This is a genomic window from Gemmata sp. SH-PL17, assembly GCF_001610855.1.
In the GTDB taxonomy this organism is placed as follows: Bacteria; Planctomycetota; Planctomycetia; order Gemmatales; family Gemmataceae; genus Gemmata; species Gemmata massiliana.
Window position 1 is genome coordinate 5,594,766 of record NZ_CP011271.1, and the last position, 15,115, is coordinate 5,609,880.

The following is a 15,115-nucleotide window of genomic DNA, read 5'->3' on the forward strand; positions in this document are numbered from 1 at the left end:
ACAACGCCGCGCCGGGCCACCTCAGCGGACCCGCACAACTCGCCTGCCGTATCACATACGCCGTCATTCGGGTTTGGGCGCGAACGTGACGAGTACCTCCAGTGCCACGTCGCGCACGTCCTGCGCTCGGTCCGTGAGCATAGCGCGAACCGTGCCCTCGACACCCGCCGTGCCCGCTCCGAGCTGACCCAGCGCTCGTAGAGCGGTGATGCGGACCGTCTTGTCCTTGTCCCTCAGGGCCAGCAGGAGCCCGGGGACCGATTCGGTCGAGTTCGCGTGCCAGAGGGCGTGGACCGCGACCAGGCGCGTCACCTTCGACTTGTCCGATAGGAAGGGCGTGATCACATCTATCGCTTCGTCGGGCGAAGCCTCTAGCACGAGGCGCGCCAGTTCGCGACAACTGCTGTGGTCGGCGCCGGTCTCTTTGCGGAGCACGTCGTCGAGTTCCTTTAGACCGGTGAACGACACCTGTGAGAGGATTTCGCGGACCTCGCTCAGCACATTCGGCCCGGGCCGGCGCATCGCGTGGAGCAGGGCCGCGCGGCCGTGCCCCAGTTCGCCGAGGTCTCGCCCGTAACTGCGGACCCGATCGAGGGGCAGGCTCTCGACGGCGCGGAGCAACGTCGGGACGACCTCGCCCGCGCTCAGCCCCAGTGCCGAGAAGGTCGCGCGGTAGTCCCGGATGAACTCGTCCCCGCGCCCGATGCACTCCAAGAGCACCGGTGCGACCGCTCGCCCGGCCGGGCCGAGCCGATCCAGCGCGTACCGCGCCGAGCGGTGGTACTCGGTTTCGGGCGAGCGGAACAGCGCGATCAGGGCGGACACGACCTCGGGCATCAGCTCGGGGACGGGCGCGCGTGCCAAGTGCTCGGCGAGCATCACCGTGACCGGTTGGCGCACCTTGCCGTTGGGGTTGTTGAGCTCCTCGCGCAGGGGCAACACGACGGCGGCTTGCGCGGCCGGGCCGAGCCGATCCAGCGCGTACCGCGCCGAGCGGTGGTACTCGGTTTCGGGCGAGCGGAACAGCGCGATCAGGGCGGACACGACCTCGGGCATCAGCTCGGGGTCGGGGGCGCTCTCCAATCGTTCGGTGAGCATCACGGTGGCCAGTTGGCGCACCTTGTCGTCGGGGCTGTTGAGCGCCTCGCGCAGGGGCGGCACGGCGACCGCGCCGATCGTTTTGAACGCCCCGGAGAACCACCCGCTACCGGCGAAATGCACAGCGGCCGCCAGGAGCCCCCGCGCGCCGGGCTCCCCGAGTTGGGCGAGCCCCCTGATCGCGGCGTCGCGCGCGGGATTCGCCGGGTTGATGGTGTGTCGCACGAGCGCGGGGATCAGGGACTCGTCGAGCCCCCCGAATTTGACGAGGGCACGGAGCGCGTCTGCGGCTTGCTCTTCCGTACCCGACCGAACCAGCTCGTGCAGGGTCCGGCACTCGGCCTCGCGTTCCCGCCCCGTGGTGCGTTCTTGCGCCCCTAAGCCGGCCAGAGTTGCGATCGCGAGTTGGCGGATCATGTAGTCGGTGTGCGACGCGCCCGCCCGCACCGCCTCCATCGCCTTCTCGTTGTGCGGGGCCAGCCGCGCGAGGCACCTGTACGCGCCGAACCGGGCGTCCCGTTTCTCGCTTTGGGTCTCTTTGAGCAACAGCGCGAGTTGGGGTTCGGCGGACGGGCCGAGGAGTTCGAGCGCGTCGTGCAGGTTCGACGCGCCCGGAACGCCCTTGGCGAGGAACGCAAACACCTTCGGCAACGCGCTCGGGCCGAGTCGCACCAGGGCGCCCACAGTTTTGTGCCCCTCCCGGGCGCGGGCGGTGGCGGCGACCAGGTCGCCGGTGGGGTCTTTGGCCTGCGGCATCATCCACTCCCAGAGCTCGTCGTCGCGCACCCACGGCGCCCGGGGGTCGCCCCGTTCTTGGAGCCAGTCGGCGAACACGAGCCGCGCCGTCTTGTCCGCGGGGTTCCGCGCGATCGCTTCGAGGAACGCGGCTTCTTCACTCATCGCGTGTTCCGGGAGGGGTGGTTCAGGTTGCGGGTCGGCTCGTCAGTTGGTGAGGAGCTTAGAATGGCCCCGGGGCGAGCATTTTGCAAGGACGGTTTGAAGAAGCGTTGAGCGGGTGCGTCCGGTGCGTGCGGCCGAACTGCCTCGACGGAGTGGGTGCTGGAGCCCTTCACCACGGAGGACGGCGTTGACATCGGCTACGTCGGCGATCTGGGGAACCGCACGCCCTTCGAGAGAACACGTTTTTCGATTCGTTCGAGCTGATTCCGAAGCCGTAACGGGGCAAGGTTCGGTTGCCCGCCTGACCGCATTCAGCGCGCGGGGTCGTTGAACCGTGGCGAGCGGAGTTGCTTCGATCCGCCCGTTTCGGCCGGCCACAAATTGTCGGAAGTCGTGGCGGGTCGGGGCACGAAATTTGTTTACCTCAACAGAAGTTCTTTCGTGCCCTCAACCGGACCGCCTGAATTTTCTCGCGTTGGGGTAACCAGAGCGGGTTCCGAGGTGTTGGCACGCGATCGTTTCGGATAGGCTCTTGCCCTGTGCGGTGCGGTCTGGTTCAATCGGTGTATCACTCGCCACCGCACACGCGCGGGCCGCGCTCAGTTCTGTACGACATGGTAGGCCGGGGAATACGATGAGCACTCTCGCACACAGTCACACATCGTTTTCAACGTACCTCAGCGAACTCGACCACACGCCCCTGTTGTCGGCCGCCGAAGAGCGCGACCTCGGCACCCGCGTGCTGAACGGCGACGTCCAGGCCCGCGACCGCATGGTGCGCGCGAACCTGCGGCTCGTGGTCAACATCGCACGCGGGTACGTCGGGCGCGGGCTGGCGCTCGACGACCTCGTGTCCGAAGGGAACATGGGTCTGCTCCGGGCGGTCGAGGGGTTCGACCCGGCGATGAGCACGCGGTTCAGCACCTACGCGAGCTTCTGGATCAAGCAGAGCATCAAGCGCGCGATCGTGAACACCGCGAAGACGGTGCGGCTCCCGGCGTACATGACGGAACTGCTCATCAAGTGGCGCCGCGCGACCAACAAGTTGACCGACGAGCTGGGCCGCACGCCGACGCACGAAGAGATCGGCATCTTCCTGGGGCTGTCGAAGAAGAAGATGGCGATCATCAAGAAGGCGATCCGCGTCGCGAACGCGGGGTCGCAGGCCGATCAGGGCGAGGCCGGGTGGAGCATCGAGGAGATGCTCATGGACCCGCGCTCGGACGCGCCCGGCGCCGAGATGGGGAAGACCGACGACCTCAAGCAGGTGTTCCAGTTCCTCGACAAAATGGATTCGCGCGAGGCCGCCGTTCTGCGCATGCGGTTCGGGCTGAACGACGAACCGCCCAAGACGCTCAAGGAGATCGGCGAGTGCCTCGGGCTGACCCGCGAGCGCGTGCGCCAGATCGAGAGCGAGGCGCTCGCGAAACTGGCCGAACACATCGGCGCGGATTAGTCCCGCACCTATCGCGATTTGCGGTATTGAGAGTTGGTATTTTTGCTTGTGGCACAGGCCTCTGGCCTGTGGAAGCGCTCACACAGGCCAGAGGCCTGTGCCACAAAACCACGAAGCAAACACATCAATTCAAGGCTGTAGCCGCTCGAGTTATCCCTTGATCGTCATGAGCGGGGTGAGTTCCACCACGGGGCGCGCGATGCCGGCGCCCGTCAGCGTGTTCACGACCGGGCCGATGCCCTTGTACGCGAACGGCGCCTCCTGCTTGATCTCTTCCAGCTTCTTACCCAGGATGTCCGGGCGCTGGCGCACGTCCGCGCGGCGCAGGTCGGTCGGCGTCACGACCCGGAACTCTTCCATGAACTTCCGGAACTCGTCATCGAACCCGCGCATCGCCTCACCCCGACTGAGTGTCCGCCCGGCCCCGTGACTGGCGCTGGCCATCGACTCCGCGTTCCCCTGACCCACCAGCACGAAGCTGCTCGCGCCCATTGAGCCGGGTACCAGCACCGGTTCACCGTAGTGGGCGAACGGCGTTCCCGCCATCGCCTCGAACCCGCGTGCCGGCGTCGCGCCCTTGCGGTGCAGCACCACTTCCTCGCCGTCCACCTCGTCCTTCCACACGAAGTTGTGCGGGGCGTCGTACACCAGGTCGCACCCCACGCGGTCCCCGAACACCTCGCGCATCCCGGCCACGGCCATCACCGCCAGGAACATGCGGTTGGCGTAGGCGAAGTTCGCGGCGTTGTGCAGCGCGTCCCAGAACGTCTCGGCGTGTTCGCGGTGGCGCGCGCCCTCGGGCAGCACGAACACGCCGTTAGCCGGGTGCTTGAGCTTCTCGGGGTGGATCTTCCTCACCACGTCCCGGTAGTGGCCGCCGCACAGGTGCCCGACGCCCACCGATCCGGTGTGAACCATGATCGTTACGGTACCGGGCTTCAGCCCCCAGGCATGCGCGACCGTCCCGTCGAGCACCTTCTCGACCCTCTGGATCTCGACGAAGTGGTTGCCCCCGCCGATGCTCCCGATCTGCCCGTCGCGGCTCAGGCGCTCGTCCGTACCCATGAAGTCCGACAAACCGAAAACGCGGCCCGCCGGGAGGCTGCCGCGCCGTTCGATCCGATCGAGTTGGTCTTCCGCGCCGAGTTCCCGGACCAGCGGCCACAGCCCTTCGTGGAGGTTCGCCGTGGCGTCGAGCACGGCTTCGAGGCCGCCGGTGAACATCGCGTGCCGCTGGCTGCGCGTCATCGGGATGTTGCGCCCGCCCTCGAAGAACAGGTGCCGGAACGCAGTTTCGAGGCCGTCCAGGTTCGCCGAAATGTCGTCCGACTTGAGCGTCGTGGTGTGCAACCGCATGCCGCAGTTGATGTCGCTGCCGATGGCCTGCGGGACGACGAACCCGCGGGTCGCCAGGACCGTGCCGACCGGGATTCCGCGTGCCTTGTGGAAGTCGGGCGTAACGGCAACTCGGACAATCTCGGGAGTTTGGTCGAAGCTATCGGGCGCGGCCTCAGCGACCTGCTGCACGTTGTCCTGGAGCGCCAGCAGCTCGATCAGCTCCGTGACCGCGGCCGACTCGACGGGCACCTGTTCGTTGGCGAACAACGTTGTGTCGACGTTGTGCGGGTTGTTGACCCGCACGCGGTTTTCGTCGAGTCGAGTGAGTCGCGGATCAATCGGCACAGGCACGCTCCCGGATAGTGGCTTTTAAGAGCGACACTCAGAACGTGGACCGGGTTCGCTATCTCGGAGGGCAATTCGATTACGTTACGCCGGTTATTCCCCGAGATGCGAGCGCATTGGCGTGGATTGACCTTAGCGCTTGAGCTGTGCCACGACCCACGCGACCATGACACCCAGAACGCCGAGGACGACGTCCTGGTTCTCCGCCATCAGCGCCCAGTTGATCTGCGAAGCGGGCTTCGCTTCGGGCGCAGACGTGCGCGCGGCCAGTTCGGTCAACTTCGATTTCAATTCCGCGGCTTGCTTCCGATCCGAGCCGAACGGGAAGACGAAGCTTTTGGTGAGGGCCGCGCCCGCGAGCGAAACTTCAGCGAACGTCCCGCTGCGGCGAGCGTAAGCGGTCACCCCCGGGCCGATCTTTCTGTCTTTGTTGGTGACCCGATCCAAGCTCTCGGCCGTGCGGAACACCAGCACCAAATCGACCGTTTCGCCTGTACCCGTTCGCGCGCCGCTGTTGAGCGCGACGAACACCGGTTCGCTCCAACTGCTCTCGCGTTTCACGAGCACCCCGCGGCCCGTCCAGCCGGGAGTGTTGCGTGTGGCGCTCGCACCCGGAACGATCGCGACGCCGTGAGCATCGGCCAGTGAGATTTGGGGAGGAAGCGTGTTGAGAACGTCGATCGCGGCCGGGAGCGTTTGGGCGCGTGCGGACGAGAGCGAAACGGTAACGGCGAGCGTGCCGAGTAAGTAGCGAACCATTGGCGACCTCCGTGTCGGTAGTGGCATCGGAGGTGTTCGCAATCATCGGGCCGAGCGAGACGAATCGAGGAGGATTTGCGCCAATTATTGGGCCAGTAACGAAATCGGCCGGGTGAGTCCAAACTCACCCGGCCAAGAGGTTCACATCCGCGTTACATTACGGGCGTTGGGGAAGCGGGATCGTGAGCGGCGGCGGGTAGCTGCTGGGAGCCGGGGTCGGGACCGGCCCACCAACCGCGGGCGGAACGGGAACCGGCGCTCCCAACGTTGGCGGCGCGACCAGCATCGGCTTTTCCTTGCTCATGTCCATCAGCTTGGCCTTCAGGTTCTCGGCCAGCTTGCGTTCGGTTTCGCGGCCCGGTTGCTGGAGCATCGCGTTGCTGTTCGCGTTCGCGTGGATCACGGCCCCGTCGAGCGATACGCCAGCGAACAGCCCGCGGCTCCGCGAGTACGACACGATCTCCGCTTCGAGCTTCCCGTCCGTCGCAGCGGCGGCCATCCGACCGACCGGCCCGGCGGCGATCGCGGCGTCTGCGCCGAGCGTCAACTTGCCCTTGCCTTCCAGGAGCCGGTCGAGGCTCTTGCGGTTACGGAACACGAGAACAACGTCCGTCGATTCGACGCCCGCCTGGAACCCGACACTGGCACCGCCGAGGTCAATGAACACCGGGTCGCCCCAGTTCCCGTCCTTGTCCTTCGCGAGCACGACCCCGTGTCCGCCGCGCCCGCCGAAGACGAACCCGGCCTTGATGACGCGGGGGATGATCGCCACGCCCTGGGCATCGGCCAGCAACTTGGCGGGAATGCCCTTCAGCGGGATCTTGGACAAACTTTCGAGAACTTCTTCGGAGTTCTCAAGAGTTCGGGCGTTACTGGGTGGGAGTGCAGAGGCTGGTGCAACGAGTAAAGCGAGGGTGAACGCGGCGAGTAAGTAGCGACACATTCGGTGTCTCCGTATTGAGCTGTTTGGAGGAGGGGCGTGCAGCCCGTCGCCGGTATGGTAATGCAAGCGCTGCGCCGAATCGCGCAATCTGCAGCGGCATGTGGAACAACAGGTGCCGGGATGGGAGGATTGCACCGATTGGGTGGATGGCAGAAGCCCCGTTCGGTCGACCGAGCGGGTCAAGTGGGTCAAGTTCGGGCCACCTCAAAGGCAGTCGGCCGGTTGTTGTGAGGTGCATTGTCTTTGGTTTGGTGGCACAGGCCTCTGGCCTGTGGGCGCTTCCACAGGCCAGAGGCCTGTGCCACGAGCACAAAGTAACGGCCGGAGAGACGTGTGGTTCCACCGGCCGTTCGCTCAGACGCACCACGGTGCTCGTGCGCGGTTCCCCTTGTTCTCAGGAAGCGTTCATAGTAAGTGGCGCGGGCTTACGACGCCGACATTGCCCCTTGTGCCCGAAAGCACGAAGCAATGTTACTCGGGGTACGCAGTACGGGCGGCACGATCGGTAATTGTTGCCGCCACCGCGTCCCGAAGGTTCGCACCTTTGACTTCGGAAGTTGCGCATGGTCCGCACGTGTGCCGGCGGGCTTTTGGTTACCGCGATCGGGCTTCTGGTGCTCGGCCCGTCGTTCGGGTGCCGGCACCGGATGATCGAGAACTCACCGGCCGCGTCCGGGTTCAACACGCGCGACCTGATCGACCCCGCGTCCCAGGCCGAGTCCGAAGAACTCACGCCGATCGACCAACTCGCTCAAACGGCCGAGCTGCTCCGCAAGGAGCGCCAGAAGAAGCTCGAAGAACAGTCCAAGAAAGAGGGCGGCGCGGCGGTCACCAAGCCCAAGCGGAACGTGCTCTGCCTGTCCGGGGGCGGGTCGTTCGGGGCGTACTCGGCGGGCGTGCTGGTCGGGTGGTCCGAGCGCGGCGACCGTCCGCAATTCGACGTCGTGACCGGCATCAGTACGGGCGCGCTCATCGCGCCGTTCGCGTTCCTGGGGCCGAAGTACGACCCGCAATTGAAGCGCTTCTACACCGAACTGGAGAGCCGCGACCTGTACCGGCTGCGCCCGCTGCGTGCGCTCGTGAGCGAGTCGTTCGCGGACACGTCGCCGATGGCCGCGCAGATCGACGGGTTCCTCACGCCCGAGGCGATGGCGGACCTCGCCGAAGCGCACCGCCAGGGCCGGCGCCTGTACATCGGGACGACCGAAGAAGAGGGCAAGCAGTTCGTGGTCTGGGATCTCGGCGCGATGGCCGCGCGGAACGGACCCGGGGACCGCGCGCTGATGAAGAAGGTGCTGCTCGGCTCGGCCGCGCCCGCGGGGTTCTTCCCGGCGGCCAAGATCGACGTCACCGTGAACGGGCAGGTGTTCACCGAGCGCCACGTGGACGGCGGGGTGTCGCAGTCCGTGTTCTTCCGCCCGCCGTATGTCGCGCCCGAGCAGCGCTCGGACGTGGCCGCGCGCGACCTGGCCGGAACGAAGGTGTACGTGATCGTGGCCGGGAAGCTGTACGCCGACCCGGAGGTGATCCAACCGTGGTCGCTGGCCCAAGCGGGCAAGAGCGTGTCGACGCTGATCTACGCTCAAACGCGCGGCGACCTCCAGCGCCTGTACACGATCTGCTTGCTCACCGGGATGGACTACTACGTCTCGGCCATTCCCCAGGGCTACCCCGCGCCGCTCTCCAGCACGGAGTTCAAGCCGAAGGTGATGACCGCCATGTTCGAGGAGGGCCGGCGCGTGGTCGCCTCGTCGGAGCCGTGGCGCACGCTACCCCCGGGCGTCGGTCCGGGCGAAAGCACGCTGAGCCGGGCCGGTCCGTGGCTGACGTTCCAGCAGCGCGGGCCGATCCTGCCGATCAGTGGCCGGAAGGGGCTATCGGTTCCGCCGCAGTACCCCGTTTCCGATCGCGGGAGCATTCCGGCCGGTCCGCTCCAACCACCGGAGAAGTAACCGGTAACGCGGTAGTCCTCATTGTGGTGCAGAGGATTTCACCGCAGAGGGCACGAGAGGGCGCGGAGAAGAACAAGAACGGGATCGCGCCGAGCCGCGGCTAACTTTTGCTAACATTCCGGGACTGCGACCGCCCGTACCTTCATTTCGCCCGGGGAAACAGCGATTCCCGCTCGCACCGGCTAACTGTTGGCCCCAGATTTTTCCAATAACTGGATATCTGCAGGATACGCTCCTAGTCGGTACGCACCCGCCTTGTTGCGAATTGTATAGTACACTGCCCCATCATCACTTAGTATAATTTCAACGATTTCACCATCAATATGCTGTTGATTAGGGATACGGTATCGAACGAAGTCGCCAAAATAAAATTCCGATTGGAAGGAAATGTGATGCGGAGAACGAGTGGGCATTGAATGAGAAACACTTTCATCAACTAGTTTCAACTCATCGGGACTTATGCTGCAATAGCCAATGCTATTGTCAGCTAGAACGCAGTACGAAATTTCACCTTGCACATTTAGTGCGATGTCAACTAAGGATCCGTGCCCTACGCCGTGCTGCCTGGACCGATATTGCACTCGATCCCCAAAAGCAAATCTAGAATACAATGTAATAGTTCGCATCTGCCACCCAGTATTAGCGATAGAATCCTCGCGCAATTTTGATAAAAATATTGAGCAAGTATATCATGGATCCAGGAAGTGAATGAATCGACCCGAGAGAGTCCGCGTCAGATCGGATCCACCCGGTAGAGCACCGGCTAACATTCGCACTGACTCCCCCACGCACAAGCGACCTCACACCGGCTCCTCGCGCGCACTATACCCTCGCCGGGCATTCTACTCAAACTCGGCATACTCCATCAAGGCCAGTAGTGGAAATAAGATCAAAATTTTTCTGCGTTGCTATGCGCGCTGATAACCCGTGAATTGCCTTTTAACTCTGCGCTCTCCGCGCCCTCTGCGGTGAAATCCTCTGGCTTGCGGTGAGGCTTCGACACTCTTCCCGCGGACACTTTCAAAGAGTTGCATGAAATCGGCCCCTCGGCCCGCCGTCTTCTCGTTATCCGGCCGGCTGGCGAAACGGAGGAATGCCATGCGGTTCCTTGTTGCTCTGGGCTGCGCTCTCGTCGTTGGAGGTGAAGTTGCCGCGGTCGATTACGACAAGACCGAGCGGCGGCTCATGAAAGAGCCTGCGTATCAGACCAAGAAGCCGAGGTACGCGCTGCTCCTCTTCGGGAAGGACGCGAAGCTCTCGGTCTGGGTCGTACTGGACGGCGAGACGGTGTTCGTGGACCGCAACGGCGATGGGGATCTGACCGGGGAGGGCGAAAAGTACGCCAAAGAAGCCGAGTGCAAGGCCATTGAGATCAAAGATCCCGACGGGAAAACGCGCTACACCATCGATCGCATCCAAACGGACCACTCCTTTTACACGGCCAAGGTGAGACAGGAGCGGGAAGGCAAGGGCGTACCCCCGGGACTCATGGCATATGTTTCGATCAAAGGAGCGGCCGAATACCAGCAGTATTGTGACATCGTTGAGATGCGCGATTCGCCGAAGGAGGCGATGCTGGCTCACTTCCACGGCCCGTTGACGATCGCGCCGATGACGATCAACTGGAAACTCCCCGCGAGCACCGCTCTCCGGAAGGGCAAAAATCCCCCGGAGTTCATCGCCAATGTCGGAACCATGAGCGAAAAGCACGGGTGCTGGGTGGTGGTCCGAACGTGTGACGAAAAGGAGTGCGCGTTTCCGGTCGGGGTCCGTCCGATTGCCGAGGTCGAATTCCCTGCGGCCACACCAGGAGGCGCTCCGATCAAGAAGACGTACACCATGAGCGGCTACCGCTGCGGCGCGGCCTTCCGGGAGAACCTGCAAGTTCCCGACGGGATCGGCGCGGGCAAAGCGAAAGTTCGGCTGTCCTTCGATGCCTGGAAAGACGGCCGTGTGGCCCCGAGCACATTCGAGATCCCGGTCCGTGAGCCGGAGGCGGATGCGAAAGGCAAGTAGTATTCGTTGAGCGCGCTGATCGGGATCGCGTCCCGATCACCGGACTGCGAATCCGATAGTCGCCGATCACGCCTTCCCGAGCACCAGATCGACGACCCAGCACCCGCGCACGTGCGGCCCCGCGCCGCGACAGTGATCCAGCACGTCCGCGCTGTCGCACCCGGCGTCTTGCAGCGCGTCCGCCAGAATGGGCATCGCGCCGAAATCCCGCGCGTCGTACATCTGCTGGGCCAATGGCACCGCGGTCTCCGTGCGCCACTCTGGAGAGAAGATGGCGGGGCGGAACGGGTTCCCGAAGATGTCGCGGAGCAGCACGGCTTGCCGAAGCGCTTCGGCCGCCATTTTGGATGTGTAGATGCCTCCTTTAGCGAGCTGTGCCTGAGAAGCGGTCCGACAGAGAGGGTCAATAGACTGATCGCACGCCCTCACAACACTCAAAGCTGCACACTTCTCCGGTTCGGCGTCCATACCAACAAAATGAGCACCGGCTTTAGCGGCAGCCTTTTGGAACTCCTTCAGTTGTTCTTCGCTTAGCTTTCCATCTGCGAGCGATTCGGACGCACGCAGTGCCTCCTGGAACCGTAAATCTTTGAGATAGTGAAGCACTTTACGAGCACAGGCGCATGCGAACAAACGGCGCTTCCGGCTGTCGGTACAATGTGAAGACTCGAATAGCTCTTCGGGGCGTTTGCACGTCAACCATTGCGCTTCGGTCATCGGGCGCTCCGTTCTAGCCGAGAGCAGGTTCTCGCCAAATAGCAACGATCGCGGTAGCAACCGGTTTCGGTGAGCCGTGTGATTGTCTGGGAATTATAAGGCCGGTCGGAAATGCGTCCGCGAGTGCCCGCGCCCCGAGTGCTCCCCGGTGAATGAACGCTCCGTGATTTCGTATATTCTGGCTCTGCGGTATGAGCGGTTCATTGAATTGTGTGCGCGGGTGAGCAATGACCGGAGCGAACGGGACCGCCTCGCTGTGGGTCGAGAAGCCGACACCGCAAACAATGGCCGGGCCGGGTGACCGAACCCCGAGGGGCCGATGACCCGCCCGTTCGCATACATCTTCGTGGGCACTGTGGCCGCGGTTGCGGTCGTGATCGCCGTGGGCGCCGTTCGCCCGGGCGCGCTGGCCACCCCGACGACGATGAAGGTCGAAGACTTCGGCGCGTACTGGACCGGCACGAAGGTACACCTCGCCGGACACAACGCTTACGATCCGCCCAACCTCCTCCCGCTCCAGGTCGCGATCGAACCGGACCGCACGGAACCGGTCGCGGCGTGGAGCCCGCCGTGGACGTTCGCGGTCCTCGCCCCGTTCGCCCCGCTCGACTTCGCGACCGCGCGCTGGGTTTGGCGGTTCATCCAGATCGGGTCGCTCCTCGCTGCCGTGACTGCCGTCTGGCGGGCCTACGGCGGGCCGCCGGACCGGGTGCTCTGGGGCTGGATGGCGACCCTCGGTTGGTACCCGACGCTCCAGGTGATCGGTCTCGGACAGCACAGCACGGTGGTACTGTTGGGCGTCGCCGGGTGGCTCGCGGCGCACGCACGCGGCTGGCACTTCGCGGCCGGTGCGTGTCTGGCACTGGTCCTGGTGAAGCCGCAGAATCTCTGCTTGTTCGGGCTGCTGTACCTGGTGTGGGCGCTCGACCGCCGGGCGTGGCGGGAACTCGCCGGCGGGCTGGTGGCTGGCGCCCTCCTCAGCATCGCCGCCGCGGTGCCGAACCCGGCAGTGTTCGCGGATTATTTTGACGCGCTCCTCCACCGCCCGCCGAGTACCACGCTCCCGCCGACGGTCGGGATGTTCCTGCGCCTCGCGTTCGGGACCGAGCGGTTCTGGCTCGTCCTCGCTCCGACCGTCGCCGGCGTAATCTGGTGCGTGTGGTACTACGCGCGCCACCGGCGCGACTGGGATTGGGGGGAGCGGTTGCCGGTGGTGCTGTTCGCGTCGTACCTGGTTAGCCCGTATGGGTGGGTGTACGACCAGGTGCTCTTCCTGGTCCCGGCGGTGCAACTGGTCGCGTGCGCTGCGGCGCGCCGACCGGCGGTAGGCCCTGTACTCCTGGCCGGAATCGCCGGGCTGACGGTCGTCTGCTACGGGTTGCACGCGGCCGGGTTCCGCGAGATCACCTTCGTGTGGCTCGCCCCGCTGACGCTCGTCTTGTACCTGCTCGGCCGGCGCGCGGTCGGGGGGCGGCTCGCGCTTCAAACGGGGCGCTGAGGACGGCACCCGAGCCGGGTACCTGATCCGTTGTGGCTATTTTGTTCGTGCAGTTGCGTAGTTCCACCCGCTCGTTAACACTCGCGGTTCGCCCAGAGCGCTTCAGGCGAACTGCGAGTGCTAACGAGCGGGTGGGCGCAGAACCGGCCCACTTCCACATATTTAATAGTTCTGTGCGCCAGAGCATTTGACGTTGCGTGGATCGCATTTCCGGCTATGTACCGGCGATCCACAATTAAATTACTTGGGGACCGCGCATGAGCGCCCGAGTTCTCTTCCCGGCCCTGTGCCTGACGCTCGGGCTCGGCTACGGCCTCGGGTCGATTCAGTTCTTCGCCCCGACGATCGCGGCCCCGGGCGCTCCTACCGCTGCGCCCACACCAGCGCCCGTGGCGGCGGTCGAAGCATCCGATGAGGCCGTGGTCGAGGTCCGGCTGCGATTACCGAAGGGTGGCAGCGCGGCCGGGGTGTTCGCGAAGGACAGTCCCACCCTTCCGCCGGGAACGCTCGTTAACACGCAGAAGTCGTCCGATATCGCGATCGAGGGCGACGGGTTCTTTCAGATCACGCTTCCGAATGGGGACATCGCCTACACCCGCGTGGGGAACTTCGGTGTCGCGGCGGACGGCTGTCTCGTCACGGCCCAGGGGTACCGCGTGTCGCCACAAATCAAGGTTCCGCCGCAGGCGGTGAGCTTCTGCGTGGGGAGCGACGGCACCGTTTCGGTTCAGCAAGCGGGTGCGCTAAACGCCAGCACGGTTTTGGGCCAACTGACCCTCGTGAAGTTCCCGAACCCGGGCTGGATGAAGCCCGGGGAGCACGGACTGTTCCGGGAGACCGAGCGGAGTGGCACCCCGCTGATCGGGATGCCCGGTCAGAACGGACTCGGCTTCACGCGACAGGGCTTCCGCGAGCGGCACTCGTTCAACTACGCGGCCGCGCTGATCGAGTTGGTCCGCGACCTGGAGAACGATGCCGCGAACAACGGCGAGGCGAGCAAGGTTCAGGTGAAAGTGAAGACGGGCAAGGAGTGACGGACCGAAACTGAAACGCTCCCATCGGGTCGGCCGCCGTTGCACGCGGATGTGGCGCGAGATACACACAGGCATCCGGGGCCGCCCCGTTCCTGCGGCACCCGGACAACCTGCGGCGGGCGTTTCGGCATTACAAATTCTTCTCACCTGTGACAACGCCGGATTTACAGGCCGTCGGGGTGGCCGCGGCGGGCTGTCCTACGGGCGCGTTTGGCGCGGCTATTTATTGCGCCGCTCCGCTTTGTGACTGCCCAAATCCCTCTTGGGGTCACTGGAGCCGCGACAAAAGAAGCAGTGGACGGTGGAGTAGTGGAAGCCGGCTTTTTCCAGGGCCGCGACCACCGAGTACAGCGTGGGCGAGCTGCCGTGAATAATCGAGCGATCCCGAATAGTCACGATGTCGTAGACGACATCTTTGATGCCGTCTAATTCTGTTTGGCGCTCCCGCTCCCACTGCTGTTCCGACTTGTGATTGGGCCGCTTATTGTCGTGGAACATGTCGTTAAACCTTTTGACTTGCGCCGGACGGTGGATGCCCGTTTGGATTTTCTCGTAATTTTCACCCGAATTATTGTGTGATCCTTGGTATTTCGTCAATTTGTAATCTTGCTTGGCCTGGCCCGGGCTGAACCATTCATTCACTTTCATTTGCCTTGTGGCGCTCGATAGCAAATGAGCGCCATTCAAGTTGTACCCGTTGGGGCAATAGTACGCGAGGTTGACGTGCTTCGGGGCGCCGGACCCGGACGTGATTAGTGTTTGTTCGCCGTGGGCGCTAATCATGCACGCGCGCGAGCGATCGGTCGGCGGCTTCTGCCCGCCTAGGGTCCAGACGTAGACCCACGAACCCACTTCGATGGGCATGTACTCACCGGTCTTCAGAATGTCCTTTTTGCTCACTTTGGGGCGCTCCGAAAGTAGGGGGACGGCAATTCCGGTTGATCGACGACCTCGATCGCGGCTTGCGAGCACCCCCTGTACGTAACGAGGCGCGGGAACCTAAACCCTCCGAGCGCGGAATTTCTGGTTTTCTTGCCGCGCCGGTTTCTTCGCGCTGGA

The 15,115-nt window shown here is 64.2% G+C and carries 11 protein-coding genes; 5 read left to right on the top strand and 6 right to left on the bottom strand.

Annotation, left to right across the window (positions count from 1 at the left end; translation table 11 throughout):
- Window positions 1–63 precede the first annotated feature (63 nt).
- Window positions 64–1,998, bottom strand: a complete 1,935-nt coding sequence (locus VT84_RS23050; protein ID WP_082841142.1) for a HEAT repeat domain-containing protein — start codon at window positions 1,996–1,998, stop codon at window positions 64–66.
- Between the two features lie 634 nt (window positions 1,999–2,632).
- Here VT84_RS23050 and VT84_RS23055 point away from each other — a divergent pair.
- Window positions 2,633–3,454, top strand: coding sequence for an RNA polymerase sigma factor RpoD/SigA (locus tag VT84_RS23055; RefSeq protein ID WP_082841143.1), 822 nt, complete (start codon window positions 2,633–2,635; stop codon window positions 3,452–3,454).
- Window positions 3,455–3,604: 150 nt separating this feature from the next.
- Here the strand turns inward: VT84_RS23055 and VT84_RS23060 are convergent, their stop codons facing one another.
- From VT84_RS23060 to VT84_RS23070, 3 genes are all read right to left on the bottom strand, one after another.
- A complete protein-coding gene (locus tag VT84_RS23060) occupies window positions 3,605–5,137 on the bottom strand; it encodes an RtcB family protein (RefSeq protein WP_239465450.1) in 1,533 nt (510 codons plus the stop codon).
- 132 nt (window positions 5,138–5,269) lie between these two features.
- Complete coding sequence (locus tag VT84_RS23065) at window positions 5,270–5,896, bottom strand: hypothetical protein (RefSeq protein WP_082841145.1); 627 nt, start codon at window positions 5,894–5,896, stop codon at window positions 5,270–5,272.
- Between the two features lie 157 nt (window positions 5,897–6,053).
- Window positions 6,054–6,839 carry a lipid-binding SYLF domain-containing protein gene (locus VT84_RS23070; RefSeq protein WP_082841146.1) on the bottom strand — a complete coding sequence of 262 codons (786 nt, stop codon included), beginning with the start codon at window positions 6,837–6,839 and terminating at the stop codon, window positions 6,054–6,056.
- Window positions 6,840–7,402: 563 nt separating this feature from the next.
- Here VT84_RS23070 and VT84_RS23075 point away from each other — a divergent pair.
- Both VT84_RS23075 and VT84_RS23080 read left to right on the top strand, forming a co-directional pair.
- Window positions 7,403–8,791, top strand: a complete 1,389-nt coding sequence (locus VT84_RS23075) for a patatin-like phospholipase family protein (RefSeq protein ID WP_052552518.1) — start codon at window positions 7,403–7,405, stop codon at window positions 8,789–8,791.
- Window positions 8,792–9,889: 1,098 nt separating this feature from the next.
- Complete coding sequence (locus VT84_RS23080; RefSeq protein ID WP_052552520.1) at window positions 9,890–10,807, top strand: hypothetical protein; 918 nt, start codon at window positions 9,890–9,892, stop codon at window positions 10,805–10,807.
- Window positions 10,808–10,873: 66 nt separating this feature from the next.
- Here VT84_RS23080 and VT84_RS23085 read toward each other — a convergent pair whose 3' ends face one another.
- Window positions 10,874–11,149, bottom strand: coding sequence for a hypothetical protein (locus VT84_RS23085; RefSeq protein WP_052552521.1), 276 nt, complete (start codon window positions 11,147–11,149; stop codon window positions 10,874–10,876).
- A 694-nt stretch (window positions 11,150–11,843) separates the two neighbouring features.
- On the opposite strand from VT84_RS23085, the gene VT84_RS23090 reads away from it, so the two are divergent.
- Window positions 11,844–13,022: a glycosyltransferase family 87 protein gene (locus VT84_RS23090; protein WP_082841147.1), complete on the top strand. Its 1,179-nt coding sequence runs from the start codon at window positions 11,844–11,846 to the stop codon at window positions 13,020–13,022.
- A gap of 257 nt (window positions 13,023–13,279) precedes the next feature.
- A complete protein-coding gene (gene flgG / locus VT84_RS23095; protein ID WP_082841148.1) occupies window positions 13,280–14,056 on the top strand; it encodes a hypothetical protein in 777 nt (258 codons plus the stop codon).
- Window positions 14,057–14,275: 219 nt separating this feature from the next.
- Here flgG and VT84_RS23100 read toward each other — a convergent pair whose 3' ends face one another.
- Window positions 14,276–14,956, bottom strand: coding sequence for a putative adhesin (locus VT84_RS23100; RefSeq protein WP_082841149.1), 681 nt, complete (start codon window positions 14,954–14,956; stop codon window positions 14,276–14,278).
- Window positions 14,957–15,115: the final 159 nt, after the last annotated feature.